The organism is Labrys neptuniae (genome assembly GCF_040797145.1).
Lineage (GTDB): Bacteria > Pseudomonadota > Alphaproteobacteria > Rhizobiales > Labraceae > Labrys > Labrys neptuniae.
On the sequence record NZ_JBFNQD010000008.1, the window covers coordinates 272,187 to 291,098 of the forward strand.

Below are 18,912 nucleotides of genomic sequence, written 5' to 3' on the forward strand. Positions count from 1 at the left end.
TGGGAATATTACTCCAACCCCTCCAGATCCTCCGGCGTCTCGCCATACCGTGCCGGAATCATCGCGACGGCATCCTACATCCAACCCGTTGAAATCGCTGGACTGCTCAGATTTGAGCGTCCCCCTCTGACCTTGGAGCTACAGCCTCTTTTAGGGTTTCGGGTAGATTCAGTTCACATGTGGGCTTGAGGGGAATAAGTTTACATTATTCAAAGGCGCAACGCCTCTAAGAAATCATCGAGCGGTATGAATTTCGAGGCAACGTCGCGAAGTTCCTTAGCCGCGTGTTTCCAGAAAACAACTTCCACGATGTATCCGTCCTCCTGGAGGGCTTTAATCGTCGGAACATAATCACTATCGCCAGCCACGAGGACGAATACATCCTGTTTGGGCTTCCCTTCTTTATAGGCGTCCTTAGTAAGTAAGGTTGCGATACCGGTGTCGATTTTCTTTTCCTTGTTCGCGTAGTTGCGATCCTCCAGGTGAAGCGTAAAGCCCGCCTTTTGGGCGTGCTGCCATATTCCGTCGTTTGGGGGCGGCCGCGATCCAAAAAGGGCGGCTCTTTTGATCTCCCTCTTGTCTCTTCCGCATAGAAATTCGTAGAGTTTTCCGAAGCTGATTGTATATCCGTGATCAAGAATGCCTTTTTCCATAGCCTCTCGAATATTGGAGGCAATTCCCTGGGCAACAGCACTTACTCTCCGACCCTCAATGTAGAGATTAGAGTTATCCACGTAGACAAAATCCATGTAAACTTATCCTCTGTATCCTCTGCGCTCGTATGAACACATGCATTCAAAATTCTGCTCAATCCGATGTCGATACCAAAACTAGCCGATCGAGACCTCGATCTTCGGGTCGAAAGGACTTTGTTGCATTCAACGGCTATCGATCTCCAGCATTTTCAGGGCCGCCTCTAGGCCTTCTATGACCTGCTCGCAGATAGCGCGTAGCTCAGGGGTCTGGTCGGAGATAACGCCGTCCCTGCCAACATCGCCAGTCGTGTATTCCCTATCGTCGATCGATCGAAGGATCGCTCGATATTGGCCGATCTGTGCTCGAAACCAATCTGCTGATATAGCTGGTTTGTCGGTCATCAGTTCCACGGCTCCATTGCTGGCCAACTACCTGTGCAAGCGAAGCGTGAAACTCCCGTGATTCAGGAGGATCCTTTGTGTGGCCAGGCATGTGGGAGCGGGCGGCACCTTTGTGCGCTGCCAGATCGTGGAGATTGTGTCGCTACGGCCTGTTAAACTTCCACCACTGCCGCGCCAGTTCAAAGTTTGTCCTGTCGATGCACACCTTGACGGCATCGGCCCCCTTCGTGCCGGCATCCTTTTCACAAGCCGCCTTGATTTGCTCCTGGCTCGGGGCACAACCTGAAAGCAGCGCCAGCGATGCCACAGGTATGACAATGGCGAGGATCCTCATGCGTACTGCACCCCCGTGGACGACCGGGGCGCAATTTAGCGAAAGCGCAGAATATCAGCGTGACACAGTGAGCGAACCGCCTTCACCACCCTCTGACAGCCACCGTCCCCACGCCGTAGGGGATGCTCTGTCGGTGAGAACGAACGAAACGCTCTCCCGCTACCATCTCTCTCATAGAAAAGATGATCGAACCGCGGCGCGATTTTCGTGCGTAGCACTTGCGAGAAGCCGAAACGCTTCTTGCGCCAACCGTTGGTTGAACAGCTTGCATAGTGCCGAACCTCGACGACCTGACTGGCCGCAGTCTCTACGGATTGGAGCGCGGCCGGGCACGATCGCAGATAGACAAAAATGTCATAGGACGCGGTCTTGGCGGTGCTGGAAAGTCGTTTCTATCGCTTTTCATTGACCATCGCCGAGGTGAAGGCACCACAGAAGATGAGCTGGTCCTTTTCCAGCGCAGATCGAAGCGACTCCTTGAACGGCGTCGTCACATAGGTCCCGATCACAACGTCTCCTACCTGGGTGAAGCAACGGCGATCCATCAGACGCATCTGGTCTGGCGGTCCCTTCTCGCCAGCCTGCCGCATTTCCACCTTGGTGCAGGCCATCTCAATATTGTCGGCCTTGAGCGTGTGCGTTTGAACCGAGCCTGTCCAGTAGCTATCTCCCAGTGCCTTGGTACCCTCCTTGAGTCCCGCCGCCGTGGCATCCAGGAGCACGGCCTGCGAGGCCCGGGTGACGCCATGGGCATCCTCGCCGCTTACGGGCAGGATGAAGACCGTGGCTCGTCCCGCCTTGCCTCCGTAAAAGGCAATGACTTGCCCGTCCGTCGCTGTTTTATGGATCTTGACCTGAGTCATGCCCGCAATGCTTTTGGGAAGTATGCGCTCAAAATCGGAAAGATCTTTAGCGTTCACGGGGGGCGCAAGAACGGCAAGCGCGCCCAGCAAGGCAAGTTTGAGCGGATGAAGCGGTGCCGTTCCAGCCTGTCGCATTCCTTGCATCCCTCCTGGTTCTCAAACTGTCAGTTGCGGTAGTAGGGCCCTTTGGCAGGCTATACGTTGATCGTCGGCGCGGGCAATGGCGCATGCCTCGCCGGGCCACAAACGCATGAGGTGCTGCAGAACGGATATTGGGCAAAGCCGGATGACGTTATTGGGAGCAACTGTCCGTTCAACGAAGACGGAAAGGCCGGACCTTCGCATCTGGAAGCACTAGTACTAAAGAGGCGATTGCTCCTGAACCGGGTCACAGGATAGCCTCGGTGCGCTTCCCGCCTGACGAGGATGGAGGCCGGAGGCCCGGATGACAGCCTCAGCAACCGTCCGCCCGGGCCTCCCTCTTTCATCAACTATCAATCGGTGACCTGTTCCGCCTTCGGGACCGACCTCCTGCAACGGGAGGCCTGCATGACAGGAAGGCACATCCAGCGCTACAGCTTGCGCACGGCGACCTGGCTGCCGACCGCCAATTCCAATTGGCAGCGCTCACGGCCGAGCAAGGCGTGAACGGGCGCGACCACGCCATCTTTCCACCATCCGCTCAATGTGTAGTCGTCGAAAGCCATGACGCCGCCGGGCTTCAGTTTCGGCCAGAATGCACCAATGGGTCCGGAAACATATGGCTTCTCTCTTGCATTGCTTTGCCTGATCCTATGCGCTCTACGAGCGTAAGGACATTGTCCAGACTATTCGAGGCATTCTTATTGCTCCAGGCATCAAGACAATCCGGCGTGAGCGGAGGTCGAATTCGCATACGCCGCGCCTGCAGGATCAATATGGCGTTGGATCAATATCGGGTGGGCCGTGGGGTGCTCATGTGGACGCGTCGAACAGCCTCCGGGCGGAACCAGTTGAAATAGCGCGCCGTAACCGGAGCGGCGGTTTGCGGCCCGAACTGCTCCGGCCGGAACAGTGGCGGCGGCGGGCCGGGTGCTATTAGATGCCCGTTATCGACGCCTGTCTGGCAGGAGTACATCGATGCTGGGTGCGATGAGGCGGGGCAGGTTTCTGGCGGCTGGCCCGTGGGAACGAGCAACAGGCAACAGCAATGTGCCATCCCTTCGCGTCGGCCCTGCCGGGACACTCTGCCTGGGAATAGGGCTGGGCCTGTTCCTGGCGGCGTCTGCCCATGCCGGAAAGCCCGTGCGCTGGCAGCCTCTGGAGCTGTTCGGACGCAAGATCGCCTTGATCGAGACCGACGATGACGGCCGCCAGCTTGAGGTCGAGGGCAAGATCGTCGCCGAGAACGGGGTGATCGCCCTCGAGAAGATCGGCGTCATCGGCGGGATGGGCTATGCGATCGGCTATGCCGGCAGCGGCGGCAATGCCTGCGCCCCCGCCCGGTTCATCATTGCTTTCCCGCCGGGCAAGCCGGCCCGTTTCGATGGCCCCATCGGGGAGTGCCAGAATGTGGAATTCACGAGTTCCGGTGTCGGCTTCGTCTTCGAGGAGACCACGTCCTATGGCAACGGCACCCGATGGGTATGGCTGCCGGAGACGGGTTTTTCCGCCCCGCAGACAACGGCTACCGCGCCCGATCCGATGATCTGGCAAAACGCGCTCGACCTGAAGGCGCAGCATCCCAGCCAGATCTTCAGCTATGGCACGATCGCCAGCCGGCTGGTCGAGATGCTCGGGCCGGACGAGGCGACGTTCAAGCGCCTGCTGAACGGCTTGGGCAGCGTCGATGTCGAGGGCGATGCGGTGATCGGCTCGTCCTGCCTGAAGATCCGCTGCCCGGACGAGACGGCATTCTACGTCGTCGACGTCTCGAAGAAGCAGGTCTTTCTGGCCTGGAAGGAAAGCGACAAGCCCATCGCCGTCCGGCCGGACGTGAAGGCCTGGCCGCCGGCCTTCAGGCGCAGGCTCGCCGAATGGGCGCGCCCGTTCAAATAGGGACCTCCCGGCGAAGCGGGCCTCGTCCGCAACAGCTTGTTGGGGCGTGTTTTTCCAGCCTGAAAAGGCTGCCGGCTTTCGGCAAAAAATGCGACATTGCAATCCGGAACGTCGGGAGCACGCGATGAAGAGCGGCAACTGGCTTGTGGCGAGCCGATTGCTCATGGGGGTAGCGTTCTGGCCCTGCAGCGGCCCAGCGCAGGCGCAGAGCTATGATGCCTGGCTCGCCTGGCCCGACGACTATCGGCGGGGTTTCGCGCTGGCCATCGTGATGGAGCAGCTCTCGACCTGCCTCGGTGACGGCTGCAGTATCACGCGCCACCGCCGGCAGTGCCTTGCCGGCATGACCGACAGGGCGGCAGTGGAGCTGCTCGGCCGCTATGTGGATCGCCATCCCCGGGCCAGATCGCGCCCGGTCAATGCGACGATGGGCCAGGCACTCTACGAGTTGTGCGGCCCAGCCCCGTGATGGGCGCCGATGGGGCAGTCTCGAAACCACGATCGCAGCGGGAGACACGGGCGGGTCATTCCGCCCGCAGGGGTGCTCAGGATGAGGGGGCCGCCGTCCAGGCGCGTGGCGGGCCCGCGCTCCTCCTTTGCGTCGTTTCATGCAGAGCCGACACAAAAGCGCGATAGGATGGTGCCTGCGCATGCGCGCTCAACACGGGTGAGGAATACGATGGCTAAGGATACGACGATTGTGCTGGTCCATGGCTTCTGGGGCGGGGCGGCTCACTGGGCCAAGGTGATCACGGAACTCACGCGCCTGGGGTATGACAAGGTCCGTGCCGTGGAATTGCCGCTCACCGGCTTGGCGGATGATGCCGAGCGTACCCGCCAGATGGTCAAGCAGCAGGAAGGCAGGGTGGTGCTGGTCGGCCATTCCTATGGGGGTGCGGTGATCACCGAGGCCGGCGGCCTGCCGAACGTGGCGGGCCTGGTCTACATCGCCGCCTTCGCACCCGACGCCGGCGAGAGCCCCGGTGCAATCAGCCAACAGGTCCCGCCCGAGGCGTTTCCGAACATCGCGCCGGACAGCGATGGCTATCTCTGGATCAAATATGACAAGTTCGGCGAAAGTTTCTGCCAGGATCTGAGCGCCGAGGAAGCCCGGATCATGGCTGTCACCCAGAAGGCGCCGCTGGCCTCCACCTTCGGCGACAACGTCACTGCACCGGCCTGGAAGGTGAAGCCGGTCTGGTACCAGATTTCCAGCCACGACCGCATGATCGCTCCCGACAACCAGAAGCGCATGTCCGGGCGCATGAATCCGCGCAAGGTCATCACGCTCGAGGCCAGCCATGCTTCGCTCGCTTCCAGGCCGGTTGAGGTCAGCCAGCTGATCGACGAAGCCGCGAGCGCGGTCGGATAGGACATTTGCAAGGCCCGGGCCACAATGCCGATCCGATCCCGGATCGGCATTGTGGCCGGCCGAAGCGGATGATGGTGTGACTATTCCCGCAGCATCCTCGCGATATCCTCGATCGGATGCGAGGTCAGCTGTTTGGGGATTTCACGGCTGACGCGTTCCAGGACTTCCTGGTGGAAGGCCTGGCGCAGGTCGCCGAGCACCTTTGGCGGGGCGATCACGACCAGCCTGTCGAATTGGCCGGCATGAGCGCGTCGATAGAGTATTTCGGCGAGCCCGGCCGCAAAGCGTTCTTCACCCAGCCGATGCCAGTCTGTTTCCTTGATGGCGCTGGTACGGCCATTGCTGCCTGTGCCGGTACGCCCGGGCTGGTCTGTGCCCTGCTCCCGTGTGGCAGGGTTGTCTTCCTGCAGGACCTGGTCCACGGCGAGACTGGCCTTGTTGCCATGGCCGATCTGGCGCAGAAAAAGCGCCTTCCTGCCATCACCGACCAGCACGAGGGTGTTCTTGTCGTCTAGGATCATGGTTGCAATACCTCTTTGCAAGCAAATGCATCCAGGCGCTCAAATGTTCCTATATTAGGCGCGGGATGCCAGGTTTGTTGCTCCGCGGCAGGGCGCGTCGATTGAACGAAGCTCCCATCCTGCGATGTCGTCGCGATTCCTGCGGGGTGGAGATCGATCACAGGAAATAAGCGATATCGCAGCGTAAGGGTGCACGGTCGCTTTCGCGGATCCAAATGGCATGCATTCCCGTAGAATTGCTTCCTCCAATAACGCCTTGATTCCGCGCATTTTACGATCGTTGTCTCCTATTTTGAACCAAAATGTACCGTCATTTCTTGAGCCGAAACGCCAGGAATTCATAAGACTGCTGTGCTATTTCGCACAGAGCGGAGCACCGGTCCGCTGTCATTGAGAGGCATCGGAAGCCTGTCGTGACAGAGGGAGTGCTGCCATGCCTCGCGACGAAACGCTGTTGGACTTCACCGAGGAAAACCATCGCCTGCGCCGCGTCTCAAGGGGCGATGCCGGCCGGCAATTCCATTTCTCCGTCTGCATCGTCGCCGTTCTGGCGATCGCGATCCTGGTGACCATGATTGCAGAATCCGCCACCTTGAGGAAAAGGCCGATGTCGGGGCCGGGCCGCTCTGTATCGCTTGGCCAGCCGCTGCGCTAGGTGTGCGGTCCCAGAGTGCGGTGGTGCATTATCGATGCCTGTTTCGTCAGGAAGAGGATGCCCGGTGCCTTCGGATGCTGCTGCCCTCCCGGCCGGATCAGGTCGCGAGCATGCGCAAAAACAGGCCGGACAGCAGGTGGCATAGCGGTTCGGGCGCATGCTCTCCCGCTGCGATGGCATCGTCGACGACACCGTGCATGCCGTCGAACAGGATGAGCGCCACGGCGCGGCTTTGCGGAACGGCCCAGACTCCCGCCGCCCGCCCCTCGTCGAGCAGCGTGGCGAGCTGGGCGATGACGGCGTCCTTCTCGCGCGACTGCCGTTGGCTATAGGGGAAATCGTGGAAGACCACGTCGTGGAGCTGGAAATTCGCCAGATAGGTCGCAACGGCGCCGCTGATCCAGGCTGAAAGCCGCGCGGCATGGTCGTCGCGAGGGCAGGCGTCGATGGCCGCAGCAACCCGGGACAGGAAATCCTGCGAGAAGCGTTCGCGCAGGGCGCGGATGACATCCGTCTTGGTATCGAAATAATGGTAGAAGGTGCCCTTGGCCACACCCGCGCGTGCCACGATATGGTCGACCGTGGTGGCCTCGATGCCACGGGCAATGAAGAGCTCTGCTGCTGCGGACATCAGGTCGTCGACCCGCACCTCGGCCGGCTGGATACGCCGTTGGCGCGGTCGCTCGCCTCGCAGCGGCACACCGGTGCCTCCCATCTTTCCGGCCATGCCCAGCCTCTTCCATCCGAGTCCGAATGAATGACTTTCTGTCATGTTTAGAACGATTTTGGAATAGCTTATAACAATTGACCGACCGTCGGTCGATATGTATCGATGCTGAAAGTCTCTCCTGTCCAGTGACGGTCATGTCCCCCTTGCGCAGAAAAACCGCTGTCGCCGCGATCTATCTCGGCACTTTCATGGCGACCTTGGCGATCAGTATCGTCACGGTCGCGCTCCCGGCCATCCAGAAGGGGCTCGACGCCGAACTTTCCGATCTGCAATGGGTGGTTGGCTCCTACGCCCTGTGCCTTTCAGCCTTCATGCTCTCGGCCGGTCCCCTTGGAGACCGCTATGGGCGCAAGCGCGCCTGGCTTACGGGTATCGGCCTGTTCACTCTGGGATCGGCGATCTGTGCCGCAGCGCCGTCCCTCACCGTGCTGGTGGCAGGCAGTGCCCTTCAGGGCGTCGCGGGTGCTCTGGTCATCCCGGGCGCGTTATCGATCCTCACGCAGGCCTATCCTGATCCCGCCGAGCGTGCGCACATCATCGGTGGCTGGTCATCCTTCAGTGCCGTTTCGCTAATTCTCGGCCCGATGCTGGGTGGGCTATTGGTCGACAATGTCGGTTGGCCCAGCATCTTCCTGGTGAATCTGCCGCTCGGCGTGCTCGCCTTCGGCCTCGGGCTGGTCGGCATCGCCGAAAGTGCCGATCCCGGTCAGGCCGCACTTGACCCGCCGGGCCAGTTTCTCAGCATTCTGTTCCTGGGTACGCTGACCTATGCGCTGATCGCTGCGGGGCAGGCAGGCTGGACCGCGCCCACGACACTCGGGGCACTGGCGATCGCCGCACTGGCCCTGCCGGCCTTCATCGTGATCGAGGGCAAAGCGAGTCGTCCTGTGCTGCCGATCGATCTCTTCCGTAACATCCCTTTTGCCTCGCTCAATTTCGCTTCCTTCGCTCTCGGCGTGTCCGGCTATAGCAGTCTGTTCTTCTTCTCGCTCTTCCTGCAGCAGGCGCAGGGATGGCCGGCCATGCAGGCCGGCTGGCGCATGGCACCGGTCTTTGCCGCCATGGCGGTAACGGCGGTGCTGTTCGGCCGGCTCTCCGCCCGCTATGGCCTGCAGCGTCTGATGCTGCTCGGCTATACGTTGCTCGGCGGCGCCATGCTGATGATGTCACGGTTCGAGCCGGATACGTCGTATGTCGCCATCGCGCCGCTTTTCACGCTGCTTGGAATCGGCATGGGGCTGGCGGTGCCGGCAACCAGCGCAGCCGTCATGGCCTCTGCTCCGCGAACACGCTCTGGCGCCGCATCCGCAACCATGAACGCTCTGCGGCAGGGGGGCATGACCATCGGCATCGCCTTGCTCGGCACCATGATGGCGGGACGCGCGGTGGCGACGATGGCACAGGCCCTGGCCGAAACCGGGCAGACATCGTCGCTTGCACTGGCCAGCGTCGCCGTACGGCGGCATCAGGTGCCAGCTGGCCTGGCTATGGCTGCAGACGACTTCCGGCACCTGCTCGCCCATGCTTTCGCGGATGGGTTCCGCCTCGCCATCGTCCTTGCCGGTCTGGTCGGGCTGGTAGCGGCCCTGGTGTTGATACTCGCCTTGCATATCCGCGCGCAGCGCCCAGGACCACATCCCGCCCTCGACGATGCCTGACCTCTTCAAAGGAGGGAGCCTGCCGATGCGATTCTGTCGCGGGGCCATGCCGAATGCCTTCATCGGCAGGCGGCGTCCGTGCACCGACCGGCGCGATTGGGCTGAACACGCAATTGTGATCACACCTGGCTGCGGGCCGGCGCGGCTTTCATCCACCGGCATGCGAGTGCCTCAAGCCCTGCCGGCAGGGATGGGAACCAAGGGGCGGTCGAAAGCGAGCGCTGCCCGCACCGATGGCCGTTTCTTCAAAAAACAAGCCCCTCACGAGCTGATTCATGCAACCCAGGGCGCCGATGCCGGTTGGGAGAAGAAGCGCGGTGATCGCGCGGGTTATCCTGCGTCAGGTCACCAAATCATGTCTGACGAATGAGGAGGGATGGTATTTGGACAAATATTCCCGGCTTAGGTGTCAGGCTGCCTCAATATGTCGCGGTCGTCGGCAGTCGGTCCAGGCAGAGGTTCCTAACTATAACGAAATGTAATGTGCTTTTTTGCCCCAACGTGGCAAAATGCTGCTTTCATCAAACGTAACTCGGGGATCATTCCGGATATGCAGGAAGCTGACAATAATTTAATCGATGTTACGGTGGATATCGTCGCAGCTTACGTCGCTAACAATTCTATTCCGACGGACGGATTGCCATCTTTCATATCAATGGTTCACGACAGCCTGTCCAAGCTTCGCGAACAGCCGGTAGTCGAGGAAGCGACACCGTTGCGTCCAGCCGTACCAGTACGCAAGTCCGTGACGCCCGATTTCATCGTCTGCCTGGAAGATGGCCAGAAATTCAAATCGCTGAGGCGGCATCTGCGCAGCAAATACAATATGTCGCCGGAGGAATACCGTAGCAAATGGGGCCTCGCGGAGGACTATCCCATGGTTGCACCGAATTATGCTGCGGAACGCTCGCGCCTCGCCAAGGCTGCAGGCCTCGGGTCGTTGCGCTGGGGCCGCAACAACCCGCCGGCCAAGACCGCCAAGGCTGGGTGAGGGCACTTTTCGTCGCATCTCACGCAAAAGGCCTGAGGGATTCCATGCGGGTCCCTCAGGCCTTTTTGCGTTTGGCCGAAGAAGTGCGGACAGATCCAGAACCGCCATGGCGCTGCGGCTGCCTCGTGCCGCAGCGGCAAATCTCACCTTCGGCCTTCGCGACCAGGCTGGAGATCGTGGGGGTGGACCTTCGTGCATCACCGCCGATCCCGATCACGTCCGGCCTCGAGGAGCTCGAAGAAGGTCACCCTGGGCCGGCGTCAGGAATACATGCGCTGAACATCATGCGGCGGGCCGGGCGGCGAGCCATTTTGGCAGGTAACTCCGCGCCGTCAGCGTGATGTCGCCTGCCGGCGTGACTCCGGCTGTGCCGAGGAGCGATACCAGTTTGCCGGCATCGTGAAGTTGAAGGAGATCGACCGAACCGCCAACGTGAATGCCGCCGATGAAGATCTGCGGGATCGTGGCTGCGCCGGTCATCGGGCGCAGCACTTTGCGGATGTCTCCGCCCAGACCGCCAGCCTGCATCGCCACCGAATCAAGATCGACAGAACGGAAGGGGACGCCCATGTCCTTCAGGAACCTGCGCACGGCCCAGCAGAACTCGCACCATTCCAGCGCGAACATCACCACGGGTTGGCCGGGATCCTTGATCGCCTGGTCGACGAAGCTGTGCGCATGATCGGGGGCCGTATCGATCGCCGCCGCGGAAACCGCAGCAGGTTGTGCTGCCGGGACGCCGAAGCGGCATAGTGGCGTTGAGTTCGAGATTTCTCTCTCGGCCGCGTCCATCTCCTGCTCGATCGCCTCGAACAGCGGTGTCGAGAGGTAACGCTCGCCGGTGTCGGGAACCATGAACAGGATCCGGCTGCCTGGCCGTGCCGTCTTTGCGACCTCAAGCGCAGCCGCCAATGTCGCACCGCCCGTGACACCGCAGAAAATGCCCTCCTGCCGCGCGAGTTCCCGGGTCAGATGCAAGGCCTGCGAGCCGCCAACGGGCTGGATGGCGTCGACCAAGCTGGAGGCGACGGCATCTGCGGTCAGTTTGGGGATGAAGTCAGGGCTCCATCCCTGCATGGGATGCGGGCGGAACAGGGGATGGCTTTCGGATGGGGTCGCGTCGCTCTTGTAGTGCTGACCCATGCCGCTTGCCAACATCGGGGCGTTTTCAGGCTCTGCCACGATGATCCGCGTTTTTGGGCTCTCGGCCCGCAGGATCCGCGCAACCCCCTTGAGCGTACCGCCGGTGCCCGCTCCAGTGACGAAATAGTCGGGGCCGGTCCCTCCGAAATCTCGCAATATCTCGCGCGCGGTGGTGTCGCTGTGAACATCGGCGTTTGCTTCGTTCTCGAATTGCCGGGGCCAGAACCATCCATGCGCAGCCGCAAGTTCGCGCGCCTTTTCGACCATTCCCGTTCCTTTCTCGGAGGCGGGTGTCAAGACGACCCGCGCTCCGAGGAAGCGCATCAACTTCCGGCGTTCGACCGAGAAGCTCTCGGCCATCACGATGACCAGCGGGTAGCCCCTGCGCGCGCAAACCATCGCAAGGCCTATGCCGGTATTGCCGCTCGTTGCTTCGATGACGGTCTGGCCTGGCTGCAGCCTGCCGTCGCGCTCGGCGGCCTCTATGATGCCGAGCGCCAGCCGGTCCTTGACAGAGCCGAGTGGGTTGAATGCCTCGAGCTTGGCGTAAAGTTCGATCCCCTTCGGCTCAAGGCGCGCCAGGCGTACGACGGGGGTATTGCCGATGGTTTCGAGAATGGAGCTGTGAATGTTGGACATGGTTGGATCCTTTCCGGAGGTGTCGGGGGCGATGTGGGTCAGTGGTCAATCGGGGGCTTGAAGCGGGCGACACCGGTCGATGTTGCGCCATGCGGAATCGGGCCGGGCGTGAAGCACTCCCGTGGTCCGCGCCATGTTGCGATCGCGTCGCCATCTTGCGGGCACGCGGTACATTCGGCTTTCCAGGCTGTGGTAAGGGGGCGTGGCTGCAGCAGTGCTGCTCCTGTCGGTCATAGCCTGCTCCTGAGTTGGCCGTCGCGACGGCGAGGGGACGCTTGTCGGGAGGCCATTGGTCGGCTCTCAAGCTCGGTGTTTTCCGGCATCGGGAATAGGCCGTAGCTGGCTGCCGGTCCTTCGTGCTGCGACGATCGCACCAATGGTCAGCAGCGCTGCGCCGGACGCCTCGACCATGCTCGGGCTTTCATGCAGGGCGACTGCCGCGATGATCACCGAAAACAGCGGCACGATCGCTGCGAAGACGGAGGCGCGCGTGGCACCGAGCCGTCCGATGGCCCGGCCGTAGCAGTAGAGCGCGGCAATCGCCGAGAGCAGGGACTGATAGACAATCTGCAGCAGCAATTCTCGAGGGGCTGCGGCAAGCAGATGTCCCGGACCGGACATGATCAGCCAGGCCGGTGTGTAGAGCAGCAGCGATGCGACGCAAATGATCGCCGTCGCGGTCAGAGGCTGCAATCCAGTCCGCCTGAGCGAAACGGTGTAGCCCGCCCACATGAACGCTCCGACGACGAAGAAGCCGAGAGCGTAGCCGTCATAGCCGGCATTCCATGTACCAACGATCATGCAGCCTGCGCCTATGACGATGCAGGCGATGCCGGTGACCAGCGTTCGCGTAACCGCCTCGCGCAAGAACAACACGGACAGGATCAAGGTGAACGCCGGCAGGAGGCCGACCGTGATGGCACCCCCAAGGCCGGCCGACGTCAGCCTGACGCCCGTGGCCGCGACAAGCGTATAGGGCGCGCCGGCGCCGACAGCCATGAACAACAGGTGCCGCGGTGCCACCAGCCGTATGGCCGGCCATTCGCGCCAGACGAGGGGCAGGAACAAAAGACCCGAAATGCCAAATCGCAGTGCAGTAAGGTCGGTGGCAGCAAGATCGCCGGCTACGCCGAGGCGTGTCACGGTCCACCAACCGCTCCAGATCACTGCCGCGCCGAGCCCGGAGAGATAGCCGCTCGCGCCGGCTGCCAATTTGGACCGGCCAATGAACCGGAAGAGTGCGGCTACCTGCCATGCCAAGGCTTTTGCGCGCAGAACCAGGCTGGCACTCGGCGTTGACAGCCGGATGGGGTGAAGTTCGGGCATGTTGCTTTTCATCCGCAGTCTGGTTTCGTAATGTGACTGCGAAATTGCGATGAACGCCGAAGTTAGTCCTTATCGGCGTCTGATCGTTTGCTGATCATTCCGGGTTTTGCGGGCTCCTGCTGAGACTGGCCTCGATGCTGCACCGTTTCGGATTCTTTGAACTCGACGAGGGAGCGCGCGCGCTCAGGCTGCGGGGAACTGCGCAAAAATTGCAGCCGCGCGTCTTCGATCTTCTGGTCTATCTCGTTCGAAATGCCGGCCGCGTCGTCCCGAAAGACGAATTGATGGATGCCTTGTGGCCAAATCTCAATGTCACTGAAGCATCCCTGCAGCGCGCCGTCAGCCTGGCGCGCGCAGCTTTGTCGGTCGGAGGCCTCGAGAATGCTATCCGCAGCTATGTCCGGCACGGCTACCGTTTTGCGATCGACGAGGTGAGCGTTGATGCCGCTGTCCCGGGGTTCGACGCGCAAGAGTCCAATCGTGCCCAGGCGCTGGGGTTTGCCAAGGCCAAGGACTGGCACGGCGCCGCAATGGTCTTCGAGAGGCTCGATGCCGACGGGCAACTCTGCGCGGCAGACATCGATGTGTGGGCATTGGCGGTGGAATGCCAAGGCCGCCCTGCTGCTGCGATCCCGGTGCTGACCCGCGCCCTTGCCGCCTATGTTGCCGAGGGGCAGCCTAACCTCGCCGCGCGTGCGGCGGTGACGATCGCCAAACTCGAGTTGGAGCGCTCCGCTCCGGCCGCCGCCTCCGGCTGGATGGGACGGGCTGAAGCCCTTCTGGGTGACATGGAAGACCCGCGGACCACAGCCTACCTTCTGTGGATGAAGGCGCGGCAGGTGATCTTCCAGGGCCGTGCCGCGGAGGCGCTCGAACTGTCATTGCAATCGCATAGCGCAGCGCATGCCTGTGGCGATCCGGGCCTGATTGCACTCACGCTCGTCTATATGGGCTTCTACAACATCTCGCTTGGCCGCATCGAACAAGGGGTGAGCCAGCAGAACCACGCCGCCGCCATTGCCTTGTCGAGCAATGTGGATCCGGTTTTCGGAAGTCTTGTCTACTGCAACATCCTGTGGAGTTGCCGGACTTTTCCTGACTGGTCGCGCGCCCGGCAATGGAGCGAAGGCTTCGACAGCTGGAGCGAGGCGAGCTACGCCACCATACCGGGCACTTGCGACCTGCATCGCGCCGAGATCCTCGGGGCGCAACGCGACCTGATCGGTGCGCTTGCGGCGATCGACCAGGCTCTGCCGAAGCTCTCGGAGGAGCAGGCCTGGTCGATAGGGGACGGCTATCGCGTCCGCGGCGACATTCGAGCGATGATTGGCGATCTGGACGGCGCCAGGAAGGACTACGCCGCCGCTTATGCCGCGGGCTGGGATGCCGAGCCCGGAAACGCGGTCCTGCTGGCGGAAGCGGGCCAGGTGGGTGTGGCCCTGGCGGCGCTCGACCGGGTGCTCGAAGGCGCGAGCTGGTATCACATCCAGCGGCGTGGAATCCTTCTGGCACACAGGATGCGCATTGCGGCAATGGGCGGCCTTCGCGATATCGCAGCCGGGGCATTGGCCGAACTGGAAACACAGTCCGACCGCTGGACGCAGCCGGCCGTGCACGCGCTCGTCAACGAGGCGCATTATTTGCTAGCGAGCGACAATGAAGCGATCCGGTTTCTAGTGCTCGCCCGCCAGCTGTGGACAAGCGCCGGAATTGAGTACCACGCGGCCCGTGTTCGGCTGGAACTCGCCCGCATCCTGATGGAAGCGGGGGACATCGCCGCGGCCCGGACCGAGATTGCGGCGGCAGAACGCACCGCCGTCCGCATCGGCTCGCGCCGGCTTCAGATGATGGCAGCCGAGATGCAGCCGCAATTGACTTCCACGCCACCGTCCCACCTGATCGCCCAAGGATAGGCTGACTGTCGCCGGCGTGCGTGAATGATCATCGTAAGATCAGCCGCCGGTAAGGACGGCCAAGCCACCTCACCCCTAGTTTCCACTTCGTCACGCATGGTGCGTGGCTGCAACACGGCATGGTTCGGGCAACGCCCGGCCATTCGAAGGGAACGACGACAATGCAGCTTTATGTCATCCGCCGGCCGAGCGCCTGGGCATCGCTCGCTGAACTGGAAAAGGCCGGCGCCAAGTCGGCGCAGATCGGAAACGAACAGATGCCGGACCGGGTTCGCTGGATCCGCAGCTATGTGGTGAACGAACCGGATGGCCGCATCGGCACATTCTGCATCTATGAAGCCAAGGACGGCGCCGCCATTCGCGAGCATGCGCGCCGCGTCGGCATGCCGGGCGAAGAGTTCTATCCGGTGGCAACTACGGTCGTCGTGCGGCCGGATCCTGTGCCAGCCGAGGCAGTCTGAAACATCGGCACCGCGCGGCCCCCATGGCCGCCGGTGCGCGATGTCCTGTCCAGAGCTCATTCGATTGGAGAGTAAAATGAAACGTGCTTGGTGGGCTTTCGCCCTATTATCCCTTCTCGGCGCCGGCTCGGCATCGGCGCATTCGGGCGGCGAGTCGCCCTTGCTCGATCATGTTCGCAAGGCGAATGATCGGTTCAAGAATGTTTCGGTAGCGGTCGCCGAAGGTTATGCCCCCATTCCCTGCGCCAGCGGCCAGCAGGGTGGTGCAATGGGCATTCACTACGTCAACGGCGCTTTCCTCCAGGATGGCGTCATCGACATCGCAAAGCCCGAAGCGGTGATGTATGAGCCAACGCCCGACGGCAAGCTCGTGCTGGTTGCCGTGGAATACATAGCCTTCAAGGGGCCGGCTGCGTTGGAGGGCCATCTTTTCAACTTCAACGGTGCGCCCAACCGCTATGGTTTGGATCCATTCTACGAGCTGCATGTCTGGGCCTGGAAACGAAATCCGGCCGGCCACTTCGCCGACAACAATCCGAACGTATCGTGCAACGCCGCGAAACCCGAATAGGTAAGCAAGGCGCTGTCCTGGACGCTCGACGTGATAACGTTCGACGCCGTGCATCCGGGAACAGGAGCGGATTGTGAACGATCGCATCCGCCCCGATTTCGGCATCGGGGCCGGCATGGTTCGCTGATGGGCCGATGCGGCTTAAACGGTGAGCACGATCTTGCCGCTGTGGCTGCTGCTTTCCATCAACGCATGTGCCTTGGCCGCCTCCGCCAGCGGGAAGACGGCATGGATCAGCGGGCGGCAGCGCCCCTGCGCCAGCAAGGGCCAGGCGTTCTTCTCCACGTCCGCTGCGATGGCCGCCTTGGCCGTCACCGATTGAGCCCTCAGGGTGGAACCCATATGGCTCAGGCGCTTGGTCATCAGCCGCACGAAGTCGATCTCGACCTTCGAGCCCTGCAGGAAGGCGATGTTGACGATGCGCCCTTCCAGCGCCGCCACCTCGTAATTCTTGGCGATATAGCTGCCGCCCACCATGTCGAGGATGACATCCGGGCCGCGCTTGTCGGTGGCCTGCTTGACGGCCGCGCTCCAATCTTCGGCCTTGTAGTCGATGGCGACATCGGCACCGAGCTTGCGGCAGATCTCGCATTTCTCCGGTGAGCCCGCAGTGACGATGACGGTGGCGCCCAAGGCCTTGGCCAGCATGATCGCCGTGGTGCCGATGCCGGAGGAACCACCGTGAATGAGGAGGGTTTCGCCGCTCTGCAGGCGGCCACGCTGGAAGACATTGTGCCAGACGGTAAAGAAGGTTTCGGGGATGGCAGCAGCCTGGACCATGTCGAGGCCGGCGGGAATAGGCAGGGCGTGGCCGGCATCGGTCACGGCAAAGGGCGCATAGCCGCCGCCGGGTGTGAGGGCGGTCACCTTGTCGCCGACCTTCCAGCGGGTGACCTTCGGCCCGATGGCAACGACCTCGCCGGCAACTTCCAATCCCGGCAGGTCGGAGGCATCCTTGGGTGGCGGATAGGCGCCGGCGCGCTGCAGTACGTCCGGGCGATTGACGCCGGCGGCCGCAACGCGGATCAGAATCTCGTTGTCGCCGGGGCGCGGCACCGGACGCTCTTCCGGCACCAGCACTTCGGGGCCGCCGGGCCGACTGATGGCGATGGCGGTCATGGTCGCGGGCAGGTCGGGCATGGCGGCTTCCAATCGTATCAGGGCAGGGGAGCGATCAATGCTGTTTGCCCTGATCGCTTGTCCCGAAGCAAAGCTCGTTTCCGCAAAAAAAACGCCCTTTTGCTTCAACGCTTTGTTTCGACACTTCCTTGCGATTCATGGTCGTCCAACCCAATCGCAAGGCAGTTTGGCGATGAATCAGTCGAAGATGCCATCGCTGTGCTTGGCGACATAGTCCGCAAGGCCCAGCGTGTGGTCGCGAGCATAGGCTTCGGCCTTGGCGACGTCGCGCTTTTCGAGCGCCTCGATGATGTTGAGGTGATCGACGATCGACTTGCTGGCGCGATCGTCGCGGCCGATGGTGATCTGGCGGATGCCGCGCACATGCAACACCAGATTCTCGGTCATCTCGGCCAGGATCTGCGAGCCGGAAAGCTCGATCATGGTCTGGTGGAAGCGGATATTGGCGGTCGAGTATTCGTGCGGATAGTCGGCCGGCTTGTGGGCGTCGTTGAACTCCTGGAAGATCGTGCGCAGCCGCGCGATTTCCCGGTCGCTGGCGCGCTGGCAGATCAGGCGCACCGCCATGCTTTCCAGGGCCGCCCAGGCCTGGATCATCTCGATCACCTCGCGCTTGGTCTTCTTCAGCACGATGATGCCGCGCCGGGGCAGGGATTTGACGAAGCCCTGCTGCTCGAGCATGGCGATGGCCTCGCGAACCGGCGTGCGGCTGACGCCAAGACGCTCGGAAAGCTGGCGCTCGTCGATCCAGGTCGGCTCTGGCGAAGAGTAGATGTCCATATTGGCGATGGCATGCTTGAGCGCGGTATAGACCTTGGTCTTGTAGGTCTGTTCCGGAGAGAAACGTTCCAGCACCAGTTCGGGAGTGGATTCGTCGGCAATCGGCCAACGCGCTTGAATTTTTGGAGCCACGAACTCTTCCTCTCTCAAATCGCCCAAAGCGTACTTGTGATTTGGCGGCATCGCCAAGAATCGCAAAGACGCGTCGGAATCAGCAGCCGGAGCAAAGCGCGTTTCGTTCAAACGCGCTTTGCTCCGGCCGGACCAGATAGCGCCATGCTCTTCATAACGCATATACGCTATCCGGTCTTGCATTAGGTATACCTAAAACGGTTTACGGGTCGCCCTTGAACCGATGACGGCCGGATCAGCCGGTTCGGAAGAACGATTCCCTTCGTCGTAACTTCTTCGTTGCAGCCTGTCGTCGTTCCACCATCGTTTTGGCGGCGGGCTTGCACCCCTGCGCGCCCGCCGCCGGAAGGAAAGGCCCATACCGCCCGGGAGAAGGCGGTATGGTGAATGTCGGGGGACCGGCATTCATGAGTGTTTCGGAAGCGTCGGCTCAGCCCGCGGCTGCCTGCCGGCGCCGGGGCGACCAGTCACCCAGCAGTTCCGTCAGCGTGGTGCCGAGGCGCGCCGGGGAGGGTGATACCCTGACGCCGGCGGCTTCGAGCGCGGCGA

Annotated in this window: 21 protein-coding genes and 1 pseudogene; 10 read left to right on the forward strand and 12 right to left on the reverse strand. The window is 61.9% G+C overall.

All coding sequences use genetic code 11. From position 1 onward, the window contains the following. Window positions 1–209 precede the first annotated feature (209 nt). The 5 genes from ABXS05_RS22655 to ABXS05_RS22675 all read right to left on the reverse strand — a co-directional run bounded on the left by ABXS05_RS22655 (window position 210) and on the right by ABXS05_RS22675 (window position 3,001). Complete coding sequence (locus tag ABXS05_RS22655) at window positions 210–749, reverse strand: NYN domain-containing protein (protein ID WP_367625462.1); 540 nt, start codon at window positions 747–749, stop codon at window positions 210–212. A gap of 129 nt (window positions 750–878) precedes the next feature. Continuing rightward, window positions 879–1,097 (reverse strand): hypothetical protein, encoded by a 219-nt coding sequence (locus tag ABXS05_RS22660; RefSeq protein ID WP_367625463.1) that lies wholly within the window; start codon window positions 1,095–1,097, stop codon window positions 879–881. Between the two features lie 142 nt (window positions 1,098–1,239). Next, complete coding sequence (locus ABXS05_RS22665) at window positions 1,240–1,431, reverse strand: hypothetical protein (protein WP_367625464.1); 192 nt, start codon at window positions 1,429–1,431, stop codon at window positions 1,240–1,242. A 392-nt stretch (window positions 1,432–1,823) separates the two neighbouring features. Further along, entirely contained in the window at window positions 1,824–2,429 is a 606-nt protein-coding gene (locus ABXS05_RS22670; RefSeq protein ID WP_367625465.1) for a hypothetical protein, read from the reverse strand. A 437-nt stretch (window positions 2,430–2,866) separates the two neighbouring features. Continuing rightward, window positions 2,867–3,001 carry a hypothetical protein gene (locus ABXS05_RS22675; protein WP_367625466.1) on the reverse strand — a complete coding sequence of 45 codons (135 nt, stop codon included), beginning with the start codon at window positions 2,999–3,001 and terminating at the stop codon, window positions 2,867–2,869. A gap of 484 nt (window positions 3,002–3,485) precedes the next feature. Here ABXS05_RS22675 and ABXS05_RS22680 point away from each other — a divergent pair, with 484 nt between their 5' ends. The 3 genes from ABXS05_RS22680 (at window position 3,486) to ABXS05_RS22690 (ending at window position 5,703) form a co-directional block, all read left to right on the forward strand. Then, the gene (locus ABXS05_RS22680) at window positions 3,486–4,331 is read left to right on the forward strand and encodes an Ivy family c-type lysozyme inhibitor (RefSeq protein ID WP_367625467.1); all 846 of its coding nucleotides are present in this window, start codon (window positions 3,486–3,488) and stop codon (window positions 4,329–4,331) included. Between the two features lie 124 nt (window positions 4,332–4,455). After that, window positions 4,456–4,800 (forward strand): hypothetical protein, encoded by a 345-nt coding sequence (locus tag ABXS05_RS22685; protein WP_367625468.1) that lies wholly within the window; start codon window positions 4,456–4,458, stop codon window positions 4,798–4,800. A gap of 210 nt (window positions 4,801–5,010) precedes the next feature. Continuing rightward, window positions 5,011–5,703 (forward strand): alpha/beta hydrolase, encoded by a 693-nt coding sequence (locus ABXS05_RS22690; protein WP_367625469.1) that lies wholly within the window; start codon window positions 5,011–5,013, stop codon window positions 5,701–5,703. A gap of 80 nt (window positions 5,704–5,783) precedes the next feature. Here ABXS05_RS22690 and ABXS05_RS22695 read toward each other — a convergent pair whose 3' ends face one another. Next, window positions 5,784–6,224 (reverse strand): baeRF12 domain-containing protein, encoded by a 441-nt coding sequence (locus ABXS05_RS22695; protein ID WP_311945157.1) that lies wholly within the window; start codon window positions 6,222–6,224, stop codon window positions 5,784–5,786. Between the two features lie 433 nt (window positions 6,225–6,657). Between ABXS05_RS22695 and ABXS05_RS22700 the strand changes: the two genes are divergently transcribed. Further along, complete coding sequence (locus ABXS05_RS22700) at window positions 6,658–6,879, forward strand: hypothetical protein (protein ID WP_311945159.1); 222 nt, start codon at window positions 6,658–6,660, stop codon at window positions 6,877–6,879. 97 nt (window positions 6,880–6,976) lie between these two features. On the opposite strand, the gene ABXS05_RS22705 is transcribed toward ABXS05_RS22700, so the two are convergent. Further along, window positions 6,977–7,606 carry a TetR/AcrR family transcriptional regulator gene (locus ABXS05_RS22705; RefSeq protein WP_367625470.1) on the reverse strand — a complete coding sequence of 210 codons (630 nt, stop codon included), beginning with the start codon at window positions 7,604–7,606 and terminating at the stop codon, window positions 6,977–6,979. A gap of 137 nt (window positions 7,607–7,743) precedes the next feature. Here ABXS05_RS22705 and ABXS05_RS22710 point away from each other — a divergent pair, with 137 nt between their 5' ends. The 3 genes from ABXS05_RS22710 (at window position 7,744) to ABXS05_RS22720 (ending at window position 10,258) form a co-directional block, all read left to right on the forward strand. Continuing rightward, window positions 7,744–9,267, forward strand: coding sequence for an MFS transporter (locus tag ABXS05_RS22710; RefSeq protein ID WP_311945162.1), 1,524 nt, complete (start codon window positions 7,744–7,746; stop codon window positions 9,265–9,267). Window positions 9,268–9,313: 46 nt separating this feature from the next. Further along, complete coding sequence (locus ABXS05_RS22715) at window positions 9,314–9,637, forward strand: hypothetical protein (RefSeq protein WP_367625471.1); 324 nt, start codon at window positions 9,314–9,316, stop codon at window positions 9,635–9,637. A gap of 180 nt (window positions 9,638–9,817) precedes the next feature. Further along, entirely contained in the window at window positions 9,818–10,258 is a 441-nt protein-coding gene (locus ABXS05_RS22720) for a Ros/MucR family transcriptional regulator (protein WP_376717803.1), read from the forward strand. A 282-nt stretch (window positions 10,259–10,540) separates the two neighbouring features. On the opposite strand, the gene ABXS05_RS22725 is transcribed toward ABXS05_RS22720, so the two are convergent. Together ABXS05_RS22725 and ABXS05_RS22730 are read right to left on the reverse strand one after the other, a co-directional pair. Next, window positions 10,541–12,040, reverse strand: a complete 1,500-nt coding sequence (locus tag ABXS05_RS22725) for a pyridoxal-phosphate dependent enzyme (protein WP_367625472.1) — start codon at window positions 12,038–12,040, stop codon at window positions 10,541–10,543. Between the two features lie 300 nt (window positions 12,041–12,340). After that, on the reverse strand, window positions 12,341–13,366 hold the full coding sequence (locus ABXS05_RS22730; RefSeq protein ID WP_367625473.1) for a DMT family transporter: 1,026 nt from the start codon (window positions 13,364–13,366) through the stop codon (window positions 12,341–12,343). Window positions 13,367–13,500: 134 nt separating this feature from the next. On the opposite strand from ABXS05_RS22730, the gene ABXS05_RS22735 reads away from it, so the two are divergent. The 3 genes from ABXS05_RS22735 to ABXS05_RS22745 all read left to right on the forward strand — a co-directional run bounded on the left by ABXS05_RS22735 (window position 13,501) and on the right by ABXS05_RS22745 (window position 16,311). Next, window positions 13,501–15,279 carry a winged helix-turn-helix domain-containing protein gene (locus tag ABXS05_RS22735; protein ID WP_367625474.1) on the forward strand — a complete coding sequence of 593 codons (1,779 nt, stop codon included), beginning with the start codon at window positions 13,501–13,503 and terminating at the stop codon, window positions 15,277–15,279. Window positions 15,280–15,440: 161 nt separating this feature from the next. Further along, window positions 15,441–15,740 carry a DUF4242 domain-containing protein gene (locus tag ABXS05_RS22740; RefSeq protein WP_367625475.1) on the forward strand — a complete coding sequence of 100 codons (300 nt, stop codon included), beginning with the start codon at window positions 15,441–15,443 and terminating at the stop codon, window positions 15,738–15,740. 76 nt (window positions 15,741–15,816) lie between these two features. Further along, a complete protein-coding gene (locus ABXS05_RS22745; RefSeq protein WP_367625480.1) occupies window positions 15,817–16,311 on the forward strand; it encodes a hypothetical protein in 495 nt (164 codons plus the stop codon). Between the two features lie 141 nt (window positions 16,312–16,452). Here ABXS05_RS22745 and ABXS05_RS22750 read toward each other — a convergent pair whose 3' ends face one another. From ABXS05_RS22750 to ABXS05_RS22760, 3 genes and pseudogenes are all read right to left on the reverse strand, one after another. After that, window positions 16,453–17,451, reverse strand: coding sequence for an NAD(P)H-quinone oxidoreductase (locus ABXS05_RS22750; RefSeq protein ID WP_311945172.1), 999 nt, complete (start codon window positions 17,449–17,451; stop codon window positions 16,453–16,455). 177 nt (window positions 17,452–17,628) lie between these two features. Beyond that, window positions 17,629–18,363 carry a GntR family transcriptional regulator gene (locus ABXS05_RS22755; protein WP_311945174.1) on the reverse strand — a complete coding sequence of 245 codons (735 nt, stop codon included), beginning with the start codon at window positions 18,361–18,363 and terminating at the stop codon, window positions 17,629–17,631. A 430-nt stretch (window positions 18,364–18,793) separates the two neighbouring features. Beyond that, window positions 18,794–18,912, reverse strand: a pseudogene (locus tag ABXS05_RS22760) (succinate--CoA ligase subunit alpha); the annotation flags it as partial.

Excerpts from the sequence above, each read along its gene's own strand:
- ABXS05_RS22740 (WP_367625475.1), top strand. The coding sequence starts at position 15,441 with ATGCAGCTTTATGTCATCCGCCGGCCGAGCGCCTGGGCATCGCTCGCT.
- ABXS05_RS22710 (WP_311945162.1), top strand. The coding sequence starts at position 7,744 with ATGTCCCCCTTGCGCAGAAAAACCGCTGTCGCCGCGATCTATCTCGGC.
- ABXS05_RS22725 (WP_367625472.1), bottom strand. The coding sequence starts at position 12,040 with ATGTCCAACATTCACAGCTCCATTCTCGAAACCATCGGCAATACCCCC.
- ABXS05_RS22750 (WP_311945172.1), bottom strand. The coding sequence starts at position 17,451 with ATGCCCGACCTGCCCGCGACCATGACCGCCATCGCCATCAGTCGGCCC.
- ABXS05_RS22665 (WP_367625464.1), bottom strand. The coding sequence starts at position 1,431 with ATGAGGATCCTCGCCATTGTCATACCTGTGGCATCGCTGGCGCTGCTT.
- ABXS05_RS22735 (WP_367625474.1), top strand. The coding sequence starts at position 13,501 with ATGCTGCACCGTTTCGGATTCTTTGAACTCGACGAGGGAGCGCGCGCG.
- ABXS05_RS22715 (WP_367625471.1), top strand. The coding sequence starts at position 9,314 with ATGCCGAATGCCTTCATCGGCAGGCGGCGTCCGTGCACCGACCGGCGC.
- ABXS05_RS22720 (WP_376717803.1), top strand. The coding sequence starts at position 9,818 with ATGCAGGAAGCTGACAATAATTTAATCGATGTTACGGTGGATATCGTC.
- ABXS05_RS22745 (WP_367625480.1), top strand. The coding sequence starts at position 15,817 with ATGAAACGTGCTTGGTGGGCTTTCGCCCTATTATCCCTTCTCGGCGCC.
- ABXS05_RS22730 (WP_367625473.1), bottom strand. The coding sequence starts at position 13,366 with ATGCCCGAACTTCACCCCATCCGGCTGTCAACGCCGAGTGCCAGCCTG.
- ABXS05_RS22690 (WP_367625469.1), top strand. The coding sequence starts at position 5,011 with ATGGCTAAGGATACGACGATTGTGCTGGTCCATGGCTTCTGGGGCGGG.
- ABXS05_RS22685 (WP_367625468.1), top strand. The coding sequence starts at position 4,456 with ATGAAGAGCGGCAACTGGCTTGTGGCGAGCCGATTGCTCATGGGGGTA.
- ABXS05_RS22705 (WP_367625470.1), bottom strand. The coding sequence starts at position 7,606 with ATGGCCGGAAAGATGGGAGGCACCGGTGTGCCGCTGCGAGGCGAGCGA.
- ABXS05_RS22695 (WP_311945157.1), bottom strand. The coding sequence starts at position 6,224 with ATGATCCTAGACGACAAGAACACCCTCGTGCTGGTCGGTGATGGCAGG.
- ABXS05_RS22660 (WP_367625463.1), bottom strand. The coding sequence starts at position 1,097 with ATGACCGACAAACCAGCTATATCAGCAGATTGGTTTCGAGCACAGATC.
- ABXS05_RS22655 (WP_367625462.1), bottom strand. The coding sequence starts at position 749 with ATGGATTTTGTCTACGTGGATAACTCTAATCTCTACATTGAGGGTCGG.
- ABXS05_RS22675 (WP_367625466.1), bottom strand. The coding sequence starts at position 3,001 with ATGGCTTTCGACGACTACACATTGAGCGGATGGTGGAAAGATGGCGTG.
- ABXS05_RS22700 (WP_311945159.1), top strand. The coding sequence starts at position 6,658 with ATGCCTCGCGACGAAACGCTGTTGGACTTCACCGAGGAAAACCATCGC.
- ABXS05_RS22670 (WP_367625465.1), bottom strand. The coding sequence starts at position 2,429 with ATGCGACAGGCTGGAACGGCACCGCTTCATCCGCTCAAACTTGCCTTG.